The following is a 20499-nucleotide window of genomic DNA, read 5'->3' as shown; positions in this document are numbered from 1 at the left end:
ATTAGGATTGTTGTCCTAATTTTTATTTTAGGACTGTTGTCCTAAAAATCAACCAAAATGATCTTCTTATGAGGGGGGATGTTGTTAAGCTTTTGATTAATTTAATAATAAAGTTTGGTTTAGGCTGGTGTCACTGTTGATCTTATATGGATAAGAAACGGTATCTTTATCCATAAAAAAACGCCCCCTGAAGCGAAATCTTCAGGGGGCGTTTTGTACATCAATTCAGTTGGTTACTTGATGTTCGCCTTGATCGTTGGTACTGCCATATGCAGTACATCAACTGCCCAGCGAGCATCACTTGGCAGGTTGTAGTTACCCATCATTGCGATAACCGTCTTAGACTCTTTCTCTACCGCAATAACCTGACCGTTTACACCGATAGCCAGTAGCCACTCTTCACCACCTAGGTTTAGGACACGGAACTGGTCTTTGTAGAAACCGTCCGCTAGTGGGGCTTCTTTACCTTTCGCCCATGCCGCACGAACTTCGTCGTTACCTGCCCATACATTGTCAAGCCATGCTTTAGGCACAACTTGAGTACCGTTTTGAGACTTACCATCGTGTGCCCAGATGTCTCCCATGTTCGCGAAATCACGAGTTGTCATGCCCATAGAGCCACAAGCGATTACCGTGCCTTCTTTGTCCACCATGATAGAAGTATCTGAAGTGAACTGACCTTTATCCCATAGCTTCTCTTGGAAGTATTCTGTCCAGTGTTTACCTACGGCACGTTGAGTGATCAGACCTAGCGCTTCAGTATTGTATGAATGGTACTCGTACTTTTTACCTTGCTCGTAAGCCAGTTTGGTTAGGTGAGGAGTGTAATCTTTGATGCCTACCCACTCAGAATCGGTGTGACCTTTCCATGAGATAGCGTGCTCCATTGAGGTATCCCAGTCATCGCCGTACACGTTCTTAGCATCATCAATTAGAGCAAAGCCTGAACGCATGTCAGACACGTACTGGATTGGGTATGCACCGATCACTGTACCTTTTGCTTCAGGTAGCCACTTCTCAACGTTGTCAGTGAATTTGAAGTAACCTTCCGCTTCCGCAATACCTGCTAGAGAAGAGGTGAAAGACTTCGCCGCAGACATGGTTAGCTGCTTGGTATTTTTAGTAATGCCTGACCAGTAGTGCTCATGCACAAGTTTACCGTCTTGTAGGATAACCATAGAGCGGTTGTGCATACGGTCACGAAGTAGGTCGTTAAGAGATAGCTCCCAACCATCCACGTCTTGCACCATGATGCTGTTTAGGTCGATAGACTTTTCTGATTTATCAAAAGTACGTGGGTTTGAGCTTTTTTGCATCACCGCATGCTCACTCACACGCTGTGGCTCAATGAAGAACATCGACGCAAACTCGTTAGAGTCCCAGTTTGACTGAGAAATGCCAAGAGCGGCAACTCGCTCTAACATGGCTTTGTCTTCAGAGTGGAAGGTCACTTTATCGGTTGCTGCTTGTGCAGCGAAAGTTGTTGATAATGCAACAGCTACAGCGATGATAGTTTTTTTCATGATGCTACCTACAAATTAGTTGTAATGTTTTTGCGACTCTTGAACGAAAAATAACCTTATTAATTAATGTATTAAACACTTAGGTCATGTGTCTGCGTTCTCATCTTGTGATTTGATATTACGTCAAATCATGTAAGTGACAAACTCGACTATCGTGCGTACTATGCATTATAAATTCATTTTGGGAGCTGGAATCATGCTAGAAGCTTTGGAAAGTCTACATATCGCTAAACTCAAAGCCTTCACTCTGACCTATGAACTAGGAAGCTTTGCGTCTGCTGCTCATCAGCAAGGTAAACACTCGAGTACTTTTAGCCGTCGGGTGACGAACCTAGAGCTTGATCTTGGCGTTGAGTTGTTTGAGCGAAATGGCGTGCACCTTACTCCCACTGAAGAGGCGAAAGCTCTTTATCAACCTGCAAAGTCTTTGATCTCAGAAGCTGAGCATTTCTCACAGCGAGTTGAACTCTGTCTGGCAAAAAATGAAACGACCTTGAGCGTCGCAATTGATTCTGCTTTGCAATGCTTTGCCCCTGATGAGGTGATTAGCCAAGTATTACAAGAGTTTCCGGCCACTGAGGTGAATGTGCGAAGTGGCAATACCGCTCAAGTGATGGCGTTGGTTGAGCAACAGCAGGTGGATGTAGGGCTGGCATTAAGCTGCTTTAATACGCCTAGCACTATGATGAACAACAAGCTGTTTAAATTTGATATTCAGCGTGTGATGGCGCCTAGTTATGCGGAAAAAATCGGTTGGATGGTGAAGGGAGAGATTGAACCGGCCTTTATTCGCAGCATGACTCAGATCGTTTTGTCTCCACTCAATGAGCTAGGGGTCAATACTCAAAACTACAGCAGTCGCTTAGTGAATGTAGATAATTTCTCCATGGCAAAATCACTGGTATTAGGTGGGGTCGGATGGAGTAACTTACCTAAGCAGGAGTGCCAAGCGGAGCTTGAGTCTGGCGCTTTGATAGCTTTTAAAGGCACTCATGAAGGAGAATTGGAATGGTCGGTGGATGCGTTGTGGCCAATTGAAAAGCCTACTGGACCCGTGGCTCAGAAGTTAGTGGAACTGTTTGTGGCTAACGCAGATCGCTTGGTATTGGGCGGGAAGTAAGAATGACGGGAGTAAGCGCTCCCTCCTTGGAGCTTGGGCTCGAGTTGTACTAATTCAAACCTACACGAACAAACGCACGGCACAATAAAGCAACATGGCGGCCAGTGTTAGATTAATCACCTTAGCGTTTTTCTCAAACTGCGATTGCAGCAACTGACCCGCCGCCGCCCAGGCTAGATTGCTCGCTAGAGCAATAAACGCCAGCACTAAGCTCGCCCCTGTGATCCAATAAATGTCTTGGGTATATGGCAGCACAAAGGTCGAGATGGAAGTCACGCCATAAAGGATGATTTTCACGTTCACAAACTGCAAGCCGAAACCTTTAAGAAAACTCATCCCTTCTTGTTGTTCTGAGATGGCTTTACTATCACTGGTCGCAATACCCCACGCTAGCCAGACGATGTAAGCGGCTCCCACCCATGTCAGCCAAGGTGTGATCACTGGCAAGAGGTTAACCATGTTGTAAGTAAATGCGCCACACAGCAACATCAATACAACTTGACCACAGAACATGCCCGAAATGACCTGAGTGGAACGTTTGATCCCATGTTGAGAAGCAACACCTAAAGACAAAATGTTGTTTGGACCGGGGGTGATTGAAGTAATGATTACGTAGGTAAAAAATGCGCTGTAGATGGCACTCATATCTATCTCTCCTGTTTTTGCTGCACTATACTCTCGTCTAATAGATTTAAAAATTGAATGTATTTGAACTAAGAGTTCGAGTAATTGAAAGTGTCTTGTGAGGGGAGTATGAATCTAAAGCGTTTTATCACCTTTAAAACCATTGTCGAGGAAGGATCATTTCTCAAAGCATCGCAGAAACTCTACTGCACTCAGTCAACGGTGACCTTTCAAATCAAACAGTTAGAGCAAGACTTATCGTTGCAGCTGTTTGAGAAAATCGGACGAAAAATGGTGCTTACTCAGGCAGGAAAGAATCTTCTTCCTTACGTGCAAGAGCTGATTCGAGTAATGGAAAACATTGATAAAACCGCCCAACAGGAGAATGCAGAGCCTAGTGGTGAGCTTAGAGTGCTCATCGCAGAAACTCAGCTTGCGTACAAAATGGCCAAGGTGCTAAAGGAATTCAGATTAAGAGCACCGAAGGTAAAGCTCTCATTGCGGTCGCAAAACTGTTATCAAATTCGCGATTCCTTGATTGCCGATAAGGCGGATTTAGGGGTGTTTTACAGTGTAGGCAATGATGAAGCCTTAAAGCTGCACGAGTTTAAACAGGAACCTCTGGTGCTGGTGGCTTCTCCACTGCTGCAAGGGGTGGACTTTAAGCAGCCAGATCAGCATATCGATATCGGCTTCATCAGCAACGGCCCTATGTGTCTGTTCCGAATTACCTTCGAACAGATCCTACAGCAGCGTAATATCCACGTGAACAACACGATTGAGTTGAGCAGTATCAACACCATCAAAAACTGTGTTGAGAGCAATATCGGTATCTCTTATTTGCCCCGCTTTACGGTAGAGAAAGAACTGGCAGAAGGCAGCTTGCAAGAGCTAGCGTTTACCGATGAACCGCAATTGATCCAGCCGCTATGTGGCTATCATGCGGGTAAATGTGTGACGCCTGCGATGAAGATATTTATTGAGTGTTTGGAGGCTGCGGTGTAACAGAGATAATAGGCAATATCTCACATGGCTTTTTATTGAACTAGAGCTCTGTATAAAACTATAAGGGATGACTAGAATAGTAGAAAATAAATGGAGGTGACCGTGGCTAAGGGAATTATATTGTTGGCTTTGTCAGTAGGGCTATTGGGGGCTAATTTATCGACTGTTCAATCTGCATCTAAGGATAAAGGTGTAGTTGTAGAAAAAATTGAAAAATCAGAAGAGCTCCGTCAATTGCTTTTGGATCAAGAAAGTATTGATAGGCAGTTTGGAGTTTTGTATGAGCGATTTGAACATATATTAGACCGCAGTGATTCATTATCTGGTCCAGATGAGAATGGTGATGGAATAAGGGATGATATTGAAGCATTTATCGAAGCACTAGAAGTCTCGACTCCTATACGTAATGTAATCAAACAAAATGCTAGGCACTTCCAAGCTCACCTACAGTATGATCTAAGTGAAGATAGTGAAGAAAATAGAAAGTTCGCCATTAAACTGGGAGATGAATATTTGAAGGTTATATCCTGTATGAATTATCTAAAAATTCCGTCTAGAGAACAAACAAACATATCCAAGGTAATTAAAGCTCTAACTCATAATACTAAGGTTCGAACAAAAGCATATATTTGGTATAACCACTTACAAGATGGATCTGTTTCATTTCTGCTTCCTAACGAGGAGCGGTATTGCGAGAAGTAATCCCAATTCTGATATTATCTTCTTGTTTACAAAAATGCCCTGATTTATACAAATCAGGGCATTTGAATAGACACCTTCGCTAGGGAAATACGACTAACACCTAACGAAGGTTTTAATTCTTGTCCAGCGATTAAAGCTCGATAGAAACGGTCTCACCATCTACCGATAGCAGCAGAGTGTTGCCTTCAATCTTATGAGAAACCTCAACCTGCTCGCCTTCGTTCTTGTTAGGAACTAGAAGCGTTAGGATGTTGTGTTCTTTTGCAGCGCCGAACTCAACTTCTACGTGACGGTGGATCTCTAGATCTTGGTACTCGTATGGGTCAACTTCGCCGAAGCCTTCAACGTTCTTCACTGACAGAATGTTGTCTTGAGACTCGTTGATAAATTGAACGTTTAGGTTCGCTTTTTCACCACGGATAGCGAAAGATTTCTCAGCCACTTCGTTAGCGAAAGTCGTGTGCATTAGCCAAGTCATGTCTTTCTCTTCAGAAAGTGTTGCCTTGTCTTGCATTACGAATACTTTGCCCTGTACGAACCAGATCTTACGCTTGTAAGACTCGATCTCTGGTACGAAGTACTTGTAAGAAGCTGTCGCGTCACCTTCAACCATCTTCACGTCAGACTCAGTGTCGTAGTCAGAGATTGTGCCGCCCGCTTCGATACAGTAACGGTCTTGGTGGTTTTCGTAACCGGTGTTTTTGTTCTCGCCGTACTGACCTTTGCCACCGAATAGAGGCAGGTTCTTCGAGAACGTTTGACGACGCCACTTAGTGTGCATATCTACACCGAAGCCACCGTAGTAGCCAGTGATTGATGCTAGGGTCTCGCCAAATGCGTGTAGTGTGAATGCGTTCTGGTCACCGTGTGAGTGAGAGATAGAACCAAATGGTGAACATTTGAATACCATGTGGATGTGGTTATCACGCTCAGTCATCTTGTTGTGGAACGCCGCCCAACCCGTGATTGGGAATACTTTCAGTAGTGGATCGTTCGACGGAGCTTTCTCTTCTGGTGCATCCCATAGGATGTTGAAGCGAAGATCGTCGTAACCGAAGTCCCACCAACCGAAGTTGTAGAATTTAGTATGCGCTTCAGTATCACGACCTTTTAGCTGGTTGTAGTACCAAACGTACTCAGGCTTCTGGTTGACACCCGCGTAGTGCTTGATGTTGTAAGCCAGTTTAAGACCTGGGAAATCACCGATTGAAGACTGGTCACAGAAGCTCGCACGCTTTGAGTGAACAGGCATACAGTACAATGGGAAATCACCGGTGTTTTCGTAGAAAGTCTTGTTGAACATATCTACGCCACAGTACGCTTTCAGTAGGTCGAATGCTTCGCCTAGGAATGCTGTCTGGGTGTTCCAGTAGTCTGGACCTTCTGCCCAACCGCCGTCTTCACCGCCCCATGGTGGGTAGTGCACTGCGTAGTACTCTAGTGCGTATGCAATGTACTCGCCCGCTTTCGGGTGGTCATGGTATAGCGCAATACAAGTCGGAATGATTGCAGAAGAGATCGAACGAACACCGTGGCTGTTGAGTGGGTTGTTCAGTAGGTCAACCGTCACTTTCAGGTGGTGCATGATCTCGTCTAGACGCTCAATTAGTGCATCTTGAACTTGCTGACGCTCTTCAGCTGTGAAGTGAGCGTGTAGCCAGTCGTAACCCCAAGCCATTGCTGCGATTACACGGAATGCTGCTTCATCGTTGTAACCACGAGAAGTTACGCCTTCAGGATCGTACGTAGAAAGCTGTAGGGTCCAAGCTTTTGCTTTTGCAATTAGCTCTTCATCTTCCTTTACGATACCTGCAATTGCTAGGTTACGCGTTGCGTTAAGAGCCATCTGGCAATCAACGTACATTTGGCGCCAGTAAGGACGCCATAGAGATGCTTTACCCACAGTCTCTTCTGGGTATGGCTGTGGCTCTGCATATGGTTCGGTATCTAGGAACTTCTTAGTTGAGTTATTGAAGAAGTCATCGAACATGCAGTGTGATTCGTCTGCTTTTACTGCTGCTTTGAATGCTTCTAGATCATCCGCTTGAACAAGCAGACGCGGGCGTGCTTCGCTCAGGTTATCTAGGAATGACAAATCGAAATCACGCTTTTGTACTTCGATTGGTAGTAGATCGACAAGGTTTCCTGCTGAAGTATCATTCTCCAGCTTCATCTTCCTGATTGCATCAAGAGACTTTTGGCTGCTCATTGGCGGACTCTCTTATTCGGGTAATTGGGAAAGGTTTAAATCTTTAATGCTCGTATTGTATGACAATTGAATTGAAAAGATAAATGTCCCACATCACAGTTTTTGGATAAAACTTCAAATCAGCTTACTTCATTTGACCATTTTCGGACGGAAATACCTACACATCCCTCTCTTACTAACGTTTTAGTCATTATAACTTTGCGTAGATCACAGCTTTTTCGCAAATACTAGCGACTTTTGTGAGTGACCGTGGTTTTTTTGAACAAGGATCTCGCAGCCAAGGTTAACAGTCATTAGGATAAATTATGTTGCGTATTTAATAATACATTAATAAAATAACTCAAGAGTTCTGACCCTACAGTAAGGAATTAAAAAATGGATTTTAAATTGACGAAACTGGCTGCTGGCCTAATCACGGCAATGGCATTAGCGGGTTGTAATGGTCCAACCGTGATTTCCGAAAGCTCTGACCCTGCGGTGGATCCTGTCGAAACTAACTTGGTCGCTCAAATATTGGATACGCTTGGCAGTATTGAAGATGGGGACAGCAAAGATACTGGTGAACTGAGAATCAAGTTAGAAGAACAAGCATCAGTGGCTTCTATTGTGGAAGGTTCTCTCACTGCAACCTTATTGGTACAAGCAGATGAAGATACCGAGGCAACGGGTAGTGACATCGTTAATTCAGTATACGTTTCTCTATATTCAAGCGGCACTTCTTCTAGCAACATGCACGGTGACATTATTTTAACTGGGGGTGTTGTTAAGTATCGAGACAGTAGCGGTTCTCAACAGAATCTTCAGGTTAATGGAGAGAACGTTACCTATCCTACCGGAGAGGAAATCAAGTTCCAGGCTACTTGGGATCAGTTAACCTACTCATTCTCTCTTGATGGTGGCGTCACGACTTATGGTCCATTTGACAGTCGCGATCAGACAGCGGTAACTGTTGTTGCGTTTAAACTAGGCGACAATGACGGCGAGTCAGATCATGAGCTTTTAGTGGATGATATCGTTATATCAGATCAGGGTGTTGAAGTGTTCTCTGATGATTTTGAAAGTTATTCAGCTGGAGATGCTCTTACTGTTCATGGCTATAACAGTAACTCGAGCCAAGCAACGGTTTACTCACCTTCTGGTTCAAGTGGTGGCGGTGAAGTGGTAACGGAGGACTTCGATTCGTACACGTCTGGCACTCAGATTGATGCCGCTAGTTCCTCTTGGTCTGTCGCTAATGTCGATGGTACTAACACACTGGCAGCAGTAAGCAGCACATTCTCAAATAGTGGGGCGAACTCACTGCACATTGCAGACTTCGATAGCTCGACCAAACCATTCGCAATGCGTTCATTCACGAGTGGTGCAGCAAGCTCTGGCAGTGTTTCGTTTGATGTTTATGTACCAGCGGGCAACACTAAGGTGACATATATTAATGTTGGTACGGGCAAAAATAACTCGGATCGCTATTTTGAATTGAGAATTAATGGCGATGACCTTGAGTACGAGTCAGGTTCAACTGATACCGATATTGCCGCAGACCAAATTACCGCAGACACTTGGCACACTATTGACTTAGCGTGGTCTGGTGGTTCATTTGATGTCACTTTGAATGGTACTAAAGTGGGTGATGGTATCTCGCAATCGGCAACAGGCTTAGACTCGGCCAATATCCCGACTCAATTAACCTTGTATACGGGTGATAACAGCGGTAACGCTAACGAAGCTTATTTCGATAACATCAAATCAAGCTTGTTCTAATTGAGCAACTCTTGATAAAACAAAGCCAGCAATCGCTGGCTTTGTTTGTTGAAAATTACAAGTTATCACTATATTTGTCCGCCCACTCAGGCAGTTTTCTCGGATCCCCGAACGACTTAAAGAACTTGATGCACGACTGCGGTGCGCGGCAGTCAAGCTGATCTTTACACCAGTTATCGAGCTTGTAGTGGCTTGAATACCCATCACGCCACGCATCATACGCTAGGTGGGCGTTAGCCCAGAACTTCGGATCCCAACGGCCTTTTTCTGCCATCCAAGGAAAAGATGGGCGCTTATCTGAGTTTGATATCATGGTATTGGAAATCATGTTGAGGTACTTCACCATAATCTCGACACCAATATCTTCAATAGTAAGACTATTGAGCTTAGGTATGTCATCACCCACGAGCAAAGCCGCACGCTCTATTAAAAAGTCGAGTTTTTGGTCGTGATAGAGCCCTTGAGCAACTTCATAGGTCAACCAAAACAAACGTTCATCGTAGACGGCAAAGAACTCTTTCTTCTTTTCAGCACTGAGTTTGTGATAGGCATGAGTATTGGGGTTTTTCTTCGCAACATGGGCTTTTAGGTGAGGATAGTTATCTAATGCCGATAGGTTGTTCGCAAGAATGGTCATCAACTCATCTTGGGAAACGATCAGCTGGCCGAGCTCGGCAGCGGCGTCTTTATTCATTTTCTATCCTTTAGCACAAATTGCATGGTGTCTTAGCTGTCATTATATATTGAACGTTAAGCCACTTCATTAATAATGAACGGTTCAAAAGTAGCGATTTTGGGTATAAAGGTAAATTATGATACTTATAAGTAAAAAGTAAGGTTTCACAAAAGAATAAAGCCTAACTATTATCTAAAAAATGGAACTAATTTGATTTCTTACCTTTACTAGAGTTCACTAAAAACTCTAGTAAACATTAGTCGTAAATCCTCTTCTATGATGAACCCATCTTACAAAAACATCTCCTTGAGAGGACATCATGAAAAAGACGCTTCTAGCTTCGCTGTTATCTGTAGTTGCTCTAAACGCTAACGCAGAACTTATCCAACACACTGACCAAATTGGTGAAGTTCAATTCACAGGTTCTACTTACGAGCTAGGTAAGCACGTTGGTGAAGTAGCGGGTGATCAAGTTGAAAGCGCAATCGAGCGTTTCAGCGACACTCTAGGTCAAATGCTTCCAGGCCTAAGCGCTGAGTCTCTATCTAAGTCTTTTGATGACCAACAAGTATTCGCAAAGCTTGAAAAAGCTAGCCCAGAGTCAGCTTCATACATCCGTGGTCTTGCTGAGCAGCTAAACAAGAATCCTAACCTGCTTCTTGCAGTAGCGATGTCTGACGAAGCGATTCTAGAGTCTCAGCGCAACGGCGGTATGGGTTTCCTACAGGCTGAAAAACCAGCTCACGATGCTTCTGCTCCAGCAAAATGCACTTCTATGGCGGTAGCGGCTTCTGGTGATATAGCTTGGGCTGCATCTAACTTTGACTACATGGGTGTTAACTACACTGGTCTGCTGATGCTTAAGCACACAGACACCGACGGCAAAACTCGCCTAATCCAAACTTGGGCCGGTCTAATCCCTTACGGTGGTGTAACTAAAGGCGCTCAAGTAATGACGATGAACACCATGGCAGACCAAGGTACGCTACGTGAAAAAGACGGCGGAGAGATCCTAAGCGATACAGCAACGCCTTCTTTCTACCTAAGCTGGGATGTATATAACGCTGAAGATTACGCAGGCATCAAGTCAGTATTCGACAAGTACCCAGAGTACACAGCGTTCTTCACTTACACGGTAGCTTCTGCTAATGCGCCTGCGATGAACATCGAGAACACTTACGGCGGGAAAGTAAACTACTCTGAAGGCGAGTACAAAGCGCACGCTAACCACTCTATCTACAGCAAGCCAGCAAGCTTTGTTGATGAAGCATTCGCAGCGCACTCTCTTGCACGTCAAGACGCTGCTGAAAGCTTCATGGCGAAGGCATCTGTTGATACACCTGAGTCAGAAGTACGTAAGCTTCTTCAAAGCAAACCACTTTGGAAAGGCCGTGGCGATATGATGGGTACAGTAACTAACACTTACTACAAAGTAGACGGTAAGAAAGTCGACGTATACTTCCAAACGGATGCAGACCACAAACCTGTACACATGACTAACTACTAATTCTAGGTTAGATAGCATAGATATCGTTGAAGCCAGAGGCCTTAGGTCTCTGGCTTTTTGCTGTCTGGGAGAACTGGGTACCAAAGTAAGTAATAGATAACTAAAACAGGATGCAATTGATTGCATTAACGATATATTAAGATTTATAACTCCATTGATCAGTTTGCCAGCACAAAAGGAATTGTTATGTCTGACAGCGTAGAGATCTCTAATAATCTCGTCGAAATAGGCTCTTTTTTCACCGTTACCATTGGTATCTTAGTTCTGTTCATTGGCCGTCGAGTCAATAACGCCGTGGCTGCGCTCAAAAATTTTAGTATTCCTGAGCCAGTAACAGGGGGGTTGATCTTCTCCGTGTTGTTTTCACTCTTCTACGCCTTTACCTCTATTGAGCTTGAGTTTGATCTCACCGCCCGCGATGCGTTATTGGTCTATTTCTTCACCACCATTGGCATCAATGCAAGCTTGCAGGATCTGTTTAAAGGCGGCAGACCACTGATTCTTCTTCTATGTGTCACGATTGGCTATATGGTGGTGCAAAACCTGACAGGGATAGGCATTGCGTCTGCATTTGGGCTAGACCCGGTTTCTGGCTTGCTCAGTGGCAGTGTTTCTTTGATTGGAGGACACGGGACAGCGATTGCGTGGGCGCCAAGATTTGCCGAGGAGTACAATGTTGCAAGTGCCATGGAAATTGGTATCGCAAGTGCAACTTTTGGTTTGATTTTGGCAAGTTTAATGGGCGGGCCAATTGCGAAGTTTTTGGTGACTCGTCATAACCTAACGCCTTCAAACCCGCAGCCACATGATACGTCGATGTCAGAAATGGAAGACGAAGAGAATGCAGCGTCGAATACGATTACCAGTTACGACTTTCTAGATGCGGTATACGCACTGCATATCTGCATGGTACTTGGGTTTGTACTCAATGAAGTAATTTCCGAATTGGGATTACAGCTTCCTTTGTTCGTGACCTGCCTATTTGCCGGTATTTTGATCACCAACTTGATGCCAAAATCTTATGTTCGAATTACGGGGACAAAATGGCCTTCTCGTAGCAAAGCTATAGATTTGATCGCCGACATTTCATTGGGGACGTTTTTGGCTATGTCTTTGATGAGTATGCAGCTTTGGACTCTCATTGATTTAGCTGGTCCAATTTTTACCATTCTTGGCGCACAGTTCATCATTGCCGTATTGGTCAATATTTTCATTGTTTTCCCTGCGATGGGGAGGAACTATGATGCAGCGGTGATCTGTTCAGGTTTTGGCGGCATTTCATTAGGCTCAACCCCAACGGCAATGGCGAACATGTCCGCAGTGTCGGCAAAATATGGTTACTCTAAGCTTGCTTTTATCGTAGTGCCGTTAGTCTGTGCCTTCTTTATCGACCTCGTAAATGCTGTGATGATCCCAACATTTTTATCTTGGGCAGGGTAGTCGGAAAAACAACGGACACTTGAACACAGGGCGGTGGCAGTGGATGGCATCGCCCTTTTGTTTTGTCTGAGTTCTCAATAGTTTCCACCCAACAAATACGCTAAGTCTATTTTGCGAGTTGGGTACAAATATCTTTGCGACTAAGGAGATAACATCTATAGGGTGTTCTCTTTAGAGGGTAATGTTATGAAATACCGACATATCTTAGTTGCGCTGGAACTCGCCGAAGAATGTGATGTACTCCTTGAACGAGCAAAGAATATTGCCGAGTCCAATGGTGCAAGGGTTTCATTGATTCATATTGATAGTTTACATGGGGAAATCTATCCCGAAGTGGTCGATATTCTGGCGACACAAGACAATCTCCCATTCAATGCGGCCACAGTGGATAAACTGCATAGCGTGGCCCAGCAGTTTGAAGGCCCAGTGGCCCATCTATTCATGGGAACAGGCGATCTAAGTGGAAAATTGGAGCCAGTGATCAACGATAGTGGCGTAGATCTTCTGATTTGCGGCCATCATCATGACTTCTGGAGCCGTTTGATCTCTTATTCAAAGCAACTGATTAACGCCTCACCCGTCGATATCCTTGTTGTTCCTATCAAATAATCGGTGTCGATGCCACCTATTAAGCCAGAGCGTTATACTCTGGCTTATCTCCCTTGTTCAAACCAATGGTGCACGGCTTTTCTGTCCACGTGGATGTCGTGTTGTTCAAGAATATCTAAAGTGTCGTCAATGGTATTGGCGAAAAAATGAGGGGCGATAGTGGCCTCTTCTGGTGTCTTCATTCGATCAATCACTGTCTGTTGGATAGAGGTTGAAACCACAGTTACGTTGCACACTAAGTTCTTAACACCTAAATAGAGCTCTTCTAGTGGTGTTTGTGAATCCGGAACGGCTAACCCCCAATCTCTTGTATCTCCGATATAAGCCCAGCGTTCCTTGTTCATTAAACCGATGCTCGCTTCCAGCTCCTTGCTGAACTCGATAAACGCATCTTGATTCCAAGAGTCAAATACTTGAGCGACAAGAAGTGCGTCACTAAATGGTTGGATTCTCCACAGACCGTGCACCCGCATATCCATTCCTTTGCTTATCCTTGAATTAAAATTATAGACATAGTTACTTATGCCCCGTCGTTTGAATACGATCTACTTGCCTCGTTTGTGCGTATCAAAAGTCAACAAGGCAATTAATATCCATGAGGTGGGGTATGAGGATCTTAGTCGTTTCTTCCGTGTTGTTTGCATCGCTTATGTTGTTAACCGCAAAAGCAATGGCGATACCCGCCAGCGGCGCTTCTCCCAGCGTACCCTGTTATGTTGATGGGGGCTATATTGGGTCATTCTCTGTGAGTGAATGTTACCGAAGAGGCGGCGGTGTTTATAAGGATAGCCGCAGCACCATGCGAAGCTAATTTTCTAGAAATCTATGGGTTTGTCATCCCTGTAAAAGTTGCCAGTGTTTGAGGTATCTTCGAGCATGGCTGCCCATACGATGCCTTTCGCGCCTTCTTCCACAGGGCGTCCGCCAGCTCCGCCCATGTCGGTTGCAACCCAGCCAGGGCACACTGCATTAACCGCAATGCCGTTTGCCCTTAGCTGATTGGCCAGCATTAAGGTGAGAGCGTTCAAACCGATTTTGGACATGCTATACGCAGGTGTACTTCCGTTCATTGAACTTAGCGCTCCTGCACCGCTACTGACGTTTACGATTCGTCCAGCTGAACTCTTGCACAGTAAAGGTACAAACGCCTGCACCATACGCCATGCACCGTAAAGGTTAGTATCCATTGCCTCCTGAACAGTTTGGAGATCGGCGTTGAGCGCATTTTGCCAAGTGTCATAGTGAATCGCAGCATTGTTGATCAGAATATCGATTTGCCCATGGTGGCGAGCAACATTTTCAGCTAGGTGATTGATACTGGATGGGTCAGCGACGTCAAGTTGCGCGGCAATGAGGTTTTCCCCACCCAGTTCTTTGACCACTTGTTCGGCATTTTTTAGTGAACGGGCCGTGACGTACACTACGACGCCTTGACTGGCGAGCTGGCGACAAGTCTCTTTACCTAAGCCTCGGTTAGCACCTGTTACCACGGCGATGGTTGGTGTGTGAGTCATTACTACTTTCCTCAATTGGTATAAGCCTGATATGGAAGTAGTGTAGGTCGCTGGAAGAGGCTTCGATAGCACAATAGTGCTCAGTTTTTGGAAGGATATTGATCGCTCAAGGTAAATGCGATCTGGGATAATGAAATGAATGCAGGCTGACCATGAGAGTGGTAAGCCTGCATCAAGCGAGATTATTTTGCCGCCACGACTACTTCACCGCTGGTGCTTTGGTCTAGTAGTTCAATGTAGTGCTGCGCCACATCGCTTGCTGGTAATCCTGGCTCTGGGTCCATGCCCATTGCCACCATAGTTTCTGCAACCCAACCCGGTGAGATTGCGTTGAATCGAATACGTTGCTCTTCAACAGAAGCGGCTTTGACGGCTGCTTCAACCGCAGCGTTGACTGTGGTGACGATGCTGCTGCCTTGGATTGGGTATTGAGCCAAAATACCGCTGGTCAGTACAATCACTCCACCATCGTTGACATATTGTTGCCCAAAACGAAGGGTGTTAATTTGACCCATCATTTTGTTTTTGATGCCAAAATCCCATTCCGCATCACTTGATGTGTGCCAGTCAGCCATATTGGCAACGCCTGCCGTGCAGAAAATGGCGTCTACCTTGCCCACTTTTTCAAACAGTGCTTTGAGTGATTTAGGATCAGAGAGATCGAATGGATTTTGAGGGTGATTATATGAAGCTTCGATCACCTGCGTGGTCGCTTTTAGCTTTTCTACCAATGCGCCGCCGACAAGACCTGTTGAACCCAAAACTAACACTTTTTTCATGACTAACTCCGTGATTGTGTGTCGATGTGGGGTCATTATTGCGGAGGAGACCTATTCCCGGTAGTAGGTTAAAGGTTGATTTACTTTAAACCAAAAGTTGAAGGAAGCGGCGTTAGCGCATTTTGGCAACGATGAAATCAATGAACACTCTCGTTCGCATCGGAAGGTTATCTCTTGAAGAGTAGTAAATCCAAACGGGCTTTGGTTCACTCCAAGCCGATTCGAGAACCGGAACAATTTCTCCGGTAATGAGCTCCTTTTCCACGTGCCATCTGCCCATGTAGGCAATGCCTAAACCTTGCTTAAGTAGTGTCTTGGCGGCGCTGATATTCGAGATAGACAGTAGCCCTTTGGGAATAAATTGTCGGTGTTCACCATTACTATCTCTTAGCGGCCAAGTGTATGCCCCACCGCTAGAAAGCGAGCGATAAAGGATGGCTTGATGCGTCACCAAATCGTCAATAGTTTGAGGTGTACCGTGCGTTTCTAGGTAATCACGACTGGCGAAGATACCACTTTGCATCTGATGAATAGGACGAGCAACCAAGCGGCTATCTTGGTTGATTCGGTTACCAATACTGACATCAAAACCTTCATCTATAATATCCAGCACTCTATCGCTCAGCACGAGATCGAGCTCTATCTCTGGATAAAGCGATAAAAACTCTCCAATGTGCGGCACAATAAAACGCCGACCAAACCCATCTGGCAAATTGACTTTAAGCTTGCCTTTGGGATTACGGTTTTGCTCAGTTAAACCGTCGATACTCTCTTCAATCTCATTAATCAATGGTGAGATTTGTTGATACAAACGCAAGCCATCTTCCGTTAAAGAAACCTGCCGAGTGTTGCGGTGAAACAGTCTAACCCCAGTTTGATTTTCCAAAACAGCAATGCCTTTACTCACCGCCGCCGCAGAAATTCCCAGCTTTCGACCAGCCGCAGAAAAACTGCCTTCTTGGGCAGCAGCAGTAAATAAAGGAAGTTGCGAGGGCAGCATAAGCGCTCCGAGGATTAATCAGTGAGTGATTTGTAACTTGAAGTTATAGCACAAATGAGAGATTGACGAAGTGAGTAAGATGGAGAGATAAGTGTTTATATAGCGACTTAGCGAGCAGTCAGTTCGCTAAGTCGTATAACAGTGAGCTTACACTTAACTTAAGGGATCTGGGAATTAGAACGAATCTTGCCTGTCATGCTTCCGTCTTCGCAGCGCAGGGTAAAATCGATCGCCAGTTTGTGGTACTCGAATGGGTAAGTTGGCTCAGTAATAACTTCATGTTCAATTACATCCATTTGCATGCTTTTACTAGTACAATTGTATAGCATACTCCAGCCATCAAGATTGAAATAGAGGAAGTGGTTTTTGTTGGTGAAGTCGTCTATGTAGATATATCCATTGTGCACTCCTTCGGCACCCAAGCTGAAATTGTTATTCCAATCGCTGGTGGTGCTGTTAATTTCTAACTTGGAACCATCGAATTGAGCTCTAGTTTCAATGACCTTCATTTTCGATGTATTTGGTTGGTTGAACCACTTTTCGTCAGTTTGGTAAGAGATATAGGAGCTTCCTTTGACTGGGTCTTCACGCATTAGGAATACGTTGGCCTTGGTTTTTCTGCCATATACATCGGTAATATCTGCGAGGAAAGTGTATATCTCTCCCGGCGTCATTTGAGAAGGTTCGAAACTGGCTTCAGTAGAGTTAATCTTGGTTAAGTCGAGTGTGTTTATACCTGCAACTTGTGTCCAATCAATTGAAAAACTCTGAGATGAGTCGCCAACCTTGGTCGCCTTAAGGGTAAAAGTACTTAGGTCAGTGAGCACTTGATCTGCGGTCACTGTCACTTCGAGCGGTGCCTTTTGGGTTTCAATATAAATAGTTCCAACATGGCGGTCTTCGTTGTCGACAAATGATAAGCCAAAACGGTCATCTACTGGAAGATCTTTAAGCATGGTGAAAGTGATCCAAGGGCCATCGACTTCTAGCTGATAGTCTTCTTTGGGAACCGTTTCGTAACTCGATGTGTTTCTTAAATAACTTTTGTCCTTGATGCCGATGGCAGGTGCTGGAATCATCAATATAGTTTGAGTTGGCCTTAGTGGTGTATCGCTTGCCATTACCATTTGTGTGGATTGATTGCTGTAGATTTTTGGGTAATTCGAAGGAGAAGAAAACTCTCCTGAAGAAATACCTTGTCGAGCAGGGAATGCCAAAATGGCCCCTGATGTCATGTTAGACCAAAAAACATCGACAGTTTGCGAAGTTCCACTCGCTTCAATTTTTGCCCAGTAACCTGAACTCGCACTAACCGCAGCGTAACCTCCTTTATCACTATAAATCGTGTATTTACCACTGCTCGGGTAGCTCATGATCTTACCTTCCAACGGTGAAGATGTGCGTAATGAAAGGGTGCCTTCGAACAGATCAGGTGCTGTGATGTTGGCGTATGCTGTGGCTGAGTAATGCCCAGTCATATAATCTAGATGGCGCTCTATGCTGCCATTAACAAAATGGATAGGTATATGATCAACATAGATGGTTTCTTCCTCACCAAGGGTCATTGATGTCTTTACTTGGTGATTTGCTTCTATCGCTTGTGAGACTTGCGCAACGTAATCGATGTTATACAGACCACTCACCGCATTGTCTTGAACTAACTCTGCCTCAATCTTGGAATCAAACTCTAGGTATTGCCCTTGTTGCGATAGCTTGCTGAAAGTGAGCTTTACTCTGCCAGTTACCATTTCTTCGTAGGGGTGATTGGTACAGTTATCTATGGTAATAGAGAGTTCGGAGCCAGAAAATTCAGCGGAGTACGTACCATATCTTCCATTGTATTGTAGTAAGCATGTGCCTGATATTGTACCTGGCTGAAGGTCCAATTGGTGTAATAAGCTTGTTGCCAAATTGCTCATTGCCATTGGTAGTTCTAAGGTCTCTAAACTATTTGCAGCAACCGCAGCACTTCTCTCACTAAGTGGAACTGCGGAGTCGCTCTCTCCCCCTCCGCCACCACAGCCTGTTAGAGCACTAAGAAGAGCGATTGGTAGGAGCTGTTTGCTTGTTTTAATCACATTCATTTTTAACAAAAACCTTTTATTTTTTATTGTGTTAGCTAACTAACGATTATTTTCTGGGCAAAGGTAACCCAAGTAACCCTATACAATGTGTGATTAAGTTAAAGTTAAGTAAAATTAGTTATTTTTCTTTAAATCAACTAGATAAGTGACTGAGATGAGGAGAAGCGAGAGGTGATTTGAATGGAGTAGGTTCAGTGATGAAACGATATGTATCATCACTGAACACAAGTAGAGTTTAATCTAAAAGCGAGCGAACATACGCTTCAATCTCTTTGTCTTGGCAGTGATCGAAAAAGCATTGTTGGAATCTGGCACTGCCTACCGCTGTTTTAACTAGCTCTTGGTCGATGGCACGCAGTGAATCAACAACACTGTCTTTGGCGACGGCTGTTTTCACTTGGCTTAGGATGGCCGCATTTCGTTGTTGAGGCTCAGCGCGCTCAAGTGGATAGCCTTGGCCACGCTCACCAGTAAATGCTTTTTCGAAGATGTAACGAACGTTGAGCTCACCTGCCCATCCAAAGCCTTTTGCAAATGCTAACGCAAGTGCATTGCCATTGTTGATTTGGTTGAAAAGGAACGCATCTGATGGCTCCAAACAATAGCCACAAACGACACCGGGGTGAAGGTTTAAGGACATCAATGCGCCTTGCCCTGTGCCACAACCTGTCACTACAAAATCGACGGCTTTAGCGTTGATTAAGATGCTCGCCATGATGCCTAGGTGAATATAGGTCAGGTGATGATCATTCTCGTCAGTCATCCCAAGGTTGAACACTTGATGGCCCAGCGGCGTTGCCACGTTTTCTAGTTCATTGGCAACCATGGCATTTTTACCTGCTTGGCTGTTTTCCATCATGAGAGCGATTTTCATAGTTATCTCCTGCAGCGAAGCTGCTTTATCAAGATTTAATGCGGTAGATGAGCACCAGTAGATTTATTAAGCATCTCAATTTATGAGGCAATTACCGGCGAACACTCAAAGTATTTATTGCGGGTTAGCGTGCCAACCACCCGCCGTCAACGGCAATGGTGTAGCCGTTCACATAGTCTGAAGCTGAAGAGGCAAGGAAAATACAAGGGCCTACGATGTCTTCGGGTTTACCCCATCGATTTGCAGGAATGCGATCCAAAATTGCTTGGTTACGCTCGGCATCGTCACGCAATGCTTGAGTGTTATTAGTGGCCATGTAGCCTGGCGCAATGGCATTGACGTTGATATTGTGGCTTGCCCATTCGTTAGCCATGGCTCGTGTTACCCCCATGATGGCGCTCTTAGATGCAGTGTATGAAGGAACACGGATACCGCCTTGATAAGAGAGCATTGAGGCAATATTAATGATTTTCCCGCCACTTTCTTGGGCAATAAACTGCTTAGCAACTGCCTGAGACAAAAAGAAAACGGTTTTGGAATTGATGTTCATGACGTCATCCCAATCTTGCTCGGTGAAATCGATAGCATCTTGGCGACGAATGATTCCTGCATTGTTAACCAAAATGTCTACACGACCAAATTCAGCCAGAGTTGCTTCCAAAATGGCAGGGATCTCCTGTTGGTTTAGTAGGTCAGCCCTTACATCGAGAAAATCGTGGCCCGCTTGTGTCATTTTTTCTGCGGTTTCTTTTGGCTCACTACGGTTCACACCAACAACCTTGCAGCCCGCTTGTGCAAGCCCTATCGCCATTGATTGCCCTAAACCTGTGTTGCAGCCTGTCACGATGGCGACTTTGCCCTCAAGATTGAACGACTCTAGCATTTACGTATCCCCTCAATATCTGGTGAGGTAAAACAAGTTAATAGTCATACAATATAGCTAAGAGAGTGTCCCTTCAATGCAGCCAGAACAGCAATTAAGCGAATGGCATTCTTGGGTTGTCTATTTGTGATGATGATCATGATCCGTGTGGGAAGAGGGTAGATCTTCAACAAGCGATGTTTCTAGCTATTA

General features: G+C 44.8%; 18 protein-coding genes. 7 read left to right on the top strand and 11 right to left on the bottom strand.

Features of this window, described 5'->3' with window-relative positions; all coding sequences use genetic code 11:
• Window positions 1–233: 233 nt before the first annotated feature.
• The gene (locus J4N39_RS22620) at window positions 234–1523 is read right to left on the bottom strand and encodes a serine hydrolase domain-containing protein (protein WP_252025193.1); all 1290 of its coding nucleotides are present in this window, start codon (window positions 1521–1523) and stop codon (window positions 234–236) included.
• A 196-nt stretch (window positions 1524–1719) separates the two neighbouring features.
• Between J4N39_RS22620 and J4N39_RS22615 the strand changes: the two genes are divergently transcribed.
• On the top strand, window positions 1720–2643 hold the full coding sequence (locus J4N39_RS22615; RefSeq protein ID WP_252025191.1) for a LysR family transcriptional regulator: 924 nt from the start codon (window positions 1720–1722) through the stop codon (window positions 2641–2643).
• 60 nt (window positions 2644–2703) lie between these two features.
• Here J4N39_RS22615 and eamB read toward each other — a convergent pair whose 3' ends face one another.
• The gene (eamB, locus tag J4N39_RS22610) at window positions 2704–3288 is read right to left on the bottom strand and encodes a cysteine/O-acetylserine transporter (protein WP_252025189.1); all 585 of its coding nucleotides are present in this window, start codon (window positions 3286–3288) and stop codon (window positions 2704–2706) included.
• A 108-nt stretch (window positions 3289–3396) separates the two neighbouring features.
• On the opposite strand from eamB, the gene J4N39_RS22605 reads away from it, so the two are divergent.
• Window positions 3397–4272: a LysR family transcriptional regulator gene (locus tag J4N39_RS22605; RefSeq protein ID WP_252025187.1), complete on the top strand. Its 876-nt coding sequence runs from the start codon at window positions 3397–3399 to the stop codon at window positions 4270–4272.
• 102 nt (window positions 4273–4374) lie between these two features.
• Complete coding sequence (locus J4N39_RS22600) at window positions 4375–4974, top strand: chromosome partitioning protein ParA (RefSeq protein ID WP_252025185.1); 600 nt, start codon at window positions 4375–4377, stop codon at window positions 4972–4974.
• 130 nt (window positions 4975–5104) lie between these two features.
• Here J4N39_RS22600 and J4N39_RS22595 read toward each other — a convergent pair whose 3' ends face one another.
• Window positions 5105–7183 carry a DUF4962 domain-containing protein gene (locus J4N39_RS22595; protein ID WP_252025183.1) on the bottom strand — a complete coding sequence of 693 codons (2079 nt, stop codon included), beginning with the start codon at window positions 7181–7183 and terminating at the stop codon, window positions 5105–5107.
• A 375-nt stretch (window positions 7184–7558) separates the two neighbouring features.
• Here J4N39_RS22595 and J4N39_RS22590 point away from each other — a divergent pair, with 375 nt between their 5' ends.
• Window positions 7559–8941 (top strand): hypothetical protein, encoded by a 1383-nt coding sequence (locus tag J4N39_RS22590; RefSeq protein ID WP_252025181.1) that lies wholly within the window; start codon window positions 7559–7561, stop codon window positions 8939–8941.
• A gap of 55 nt (window positions 8942–8996) precedes the next feature.
• On the opposite strand, the gene J4N39_RS22585 is transcribed toward J4N39_RS22590, so the two are convergent.
• The gene (locus J4N39_RS22585) at window positions 8997–9635 is read right to left on the bottom strand and encodes a hypothetical protein (protein ID WP_252025179.1); all 639 of its coding nucleotides are present in this window, start codon (window positions 9633–9635) and stop codon (window positions 8997–8999) included.
• 301 nt (window positions 9636–9936) lie between these two features.
• Between J4N39_RS22585 and J4N39_RS22580 the strand changes: the two genes are divergently transcribed.
• The 3 genes from J4N39_RS22580 to J4N39_RS22570 all read left to right on the top strand — a co-directional run bounded on the left by J4N39_RS22580 (window position 9937) and on the right by J4N39_RS22570 (window position 13173).
• Window positions 9937–11124 carry a C45 family autoproteolytic acyltransferase/hydrolase gene (locus J4N39_RS22580; protein ID WP_252025177.1) on the top strand — a complete coding sequence of 396 codons (1188 nt, stop codon included), beginning with the start codon at window positions 9937–9939 and terminating at the stop codon, window positions 11122–11124.
• Window positions 11125–11310: 186 nt separating this feature from the next.
• Window positions 11311–12564 (top strand): sodium/glutamate symporter, encoded by a 1254-nt coding sequence (gltS, locus tag J4N39_RS22575; RefSeq protein WP_252025174.1) that lies wholly within the window; start codon window positions 11311–11313, stop codon window positions 12562–12564.
• 186 nt (window positions 12565–12750) lie between these two features.
• Complete coding sequence (locus J4N39_RS22570; RefSeq protein WP_252025172.1) at window positions 12751–13173, top strand: universal stress protein; 423 nt, start codon at window positions 12751–12753, stop codon at window positions 13171–13173.
• Between the two features lie 44 nt (window positions 13174–13217).
• On the opposite strand, the gene J4N39_RS22565 is transcribed toward J4N39_RS22570, so the two are convergent.
• The 7 genes from J4N39_RS22565 to kduD form a co-directional block, all read right to left on the bottom strand.
• Window positions 13218–13646 (bottom strand): hypothetical protein, encoded by a 429-nt coding sequence (locus tag J4N39_RS22565; RefSeq protein WP_252025170.1) that lies wholly within the window; start codon window positions 13644–13646, stop codon window positions 13218–13220.
• A gap of 342 nt (window positions 13647–13988) precedes the next feature.
• Window positions 13989–14687, bottom strand: a complete 699-nt coding sequence (locus J4N39_RS22560; RefSeq protein ID WP_252025168.1) for an SDR family NAD(P)-dependent oxidoreductase — start codon at window positions 14685–14687, stop codon at window positions 13989–13991.
• 182 nt (window positions 14688–14869) lie between these two features.
• Complete coding sequence (locus tag J4N39_RS22555; protein ID WP_252025166.1) at window positions 14870–15466, bottom strand: short chain dehydrogenase; 597 nt, start codon at window positions 15464–15466, stop codon at window positions 14870–14872.
• A gap of 112 nt (window positions 15467–15578) precedes the next feature.
• Window positions 15579–16466 (bottom strand): LysR family transcriptional regulator, encoded by an 888-nt coding sequence (locus J4N39_RS22550; RefSeq protein ID WP_252025164.1) that lies wholly within the window; start codon window positions 16464–16466, stop codon window positions 15579–15581.
• 158 nt (window positions 16467–16624) lie between these two features.
• The gene (locus tag J4N39_RS22545; protein WP_252025162.1) at window positions 16625–18550 is read right to left on the bottom strand and encodes a hypothetical protein; all 1926 of its coding nucleotides are present in this window, start codon (window positions 18548–18550) and stop codon (window positions 16625–16627) included.
• Window positions 18551–18785: 235 nt separating this feature from the next.
• Window positions 18786–19424 carry an RpiB/LacA/LacB family sugar-phosphate isomerase gene (locus tag J4N39_RS22540; RefSeq protein ID WP_252025160.1) on the bottom strand — a complete coding sequence of 213 codons (639 nt, stop codon included), beginning with the start codon at window positions 19422–19424 and terminating at the stop codon, window positions 18786–18788.
• Window positions 19425–19548: 124 nt separating this feature from the next.
• A complete protein-coding gene (kduD, locus tag J4N39_RS22535) occupies window positions 19549–20307 on the bottom strand; it encodes a 2-dehydro-3-deoxy-D-gluconate 5-dehydrogenase KduD (RefSeq protein ID WP_252025158.1) in 759 nt (252 codons plus the stop codon).
• Window positions 20308–20499 lie beyond the last annotated feature (192 nt).

It is taken from the genome of Vibrio sp. SCSIO 43136, assembly GCF_023716565.1.
Classification (GTDB): domain Bacteria; phylum Pseudomonadota; class Gammaproteobacteria; order Enterobacterales; family Vibrionaceae; genus Vibrio.
The sequence above is the reverse complement of the archived record's forward strand: the minus strand, read 5'-3'. Positions and strand labels throughout refer to the sequence as shown.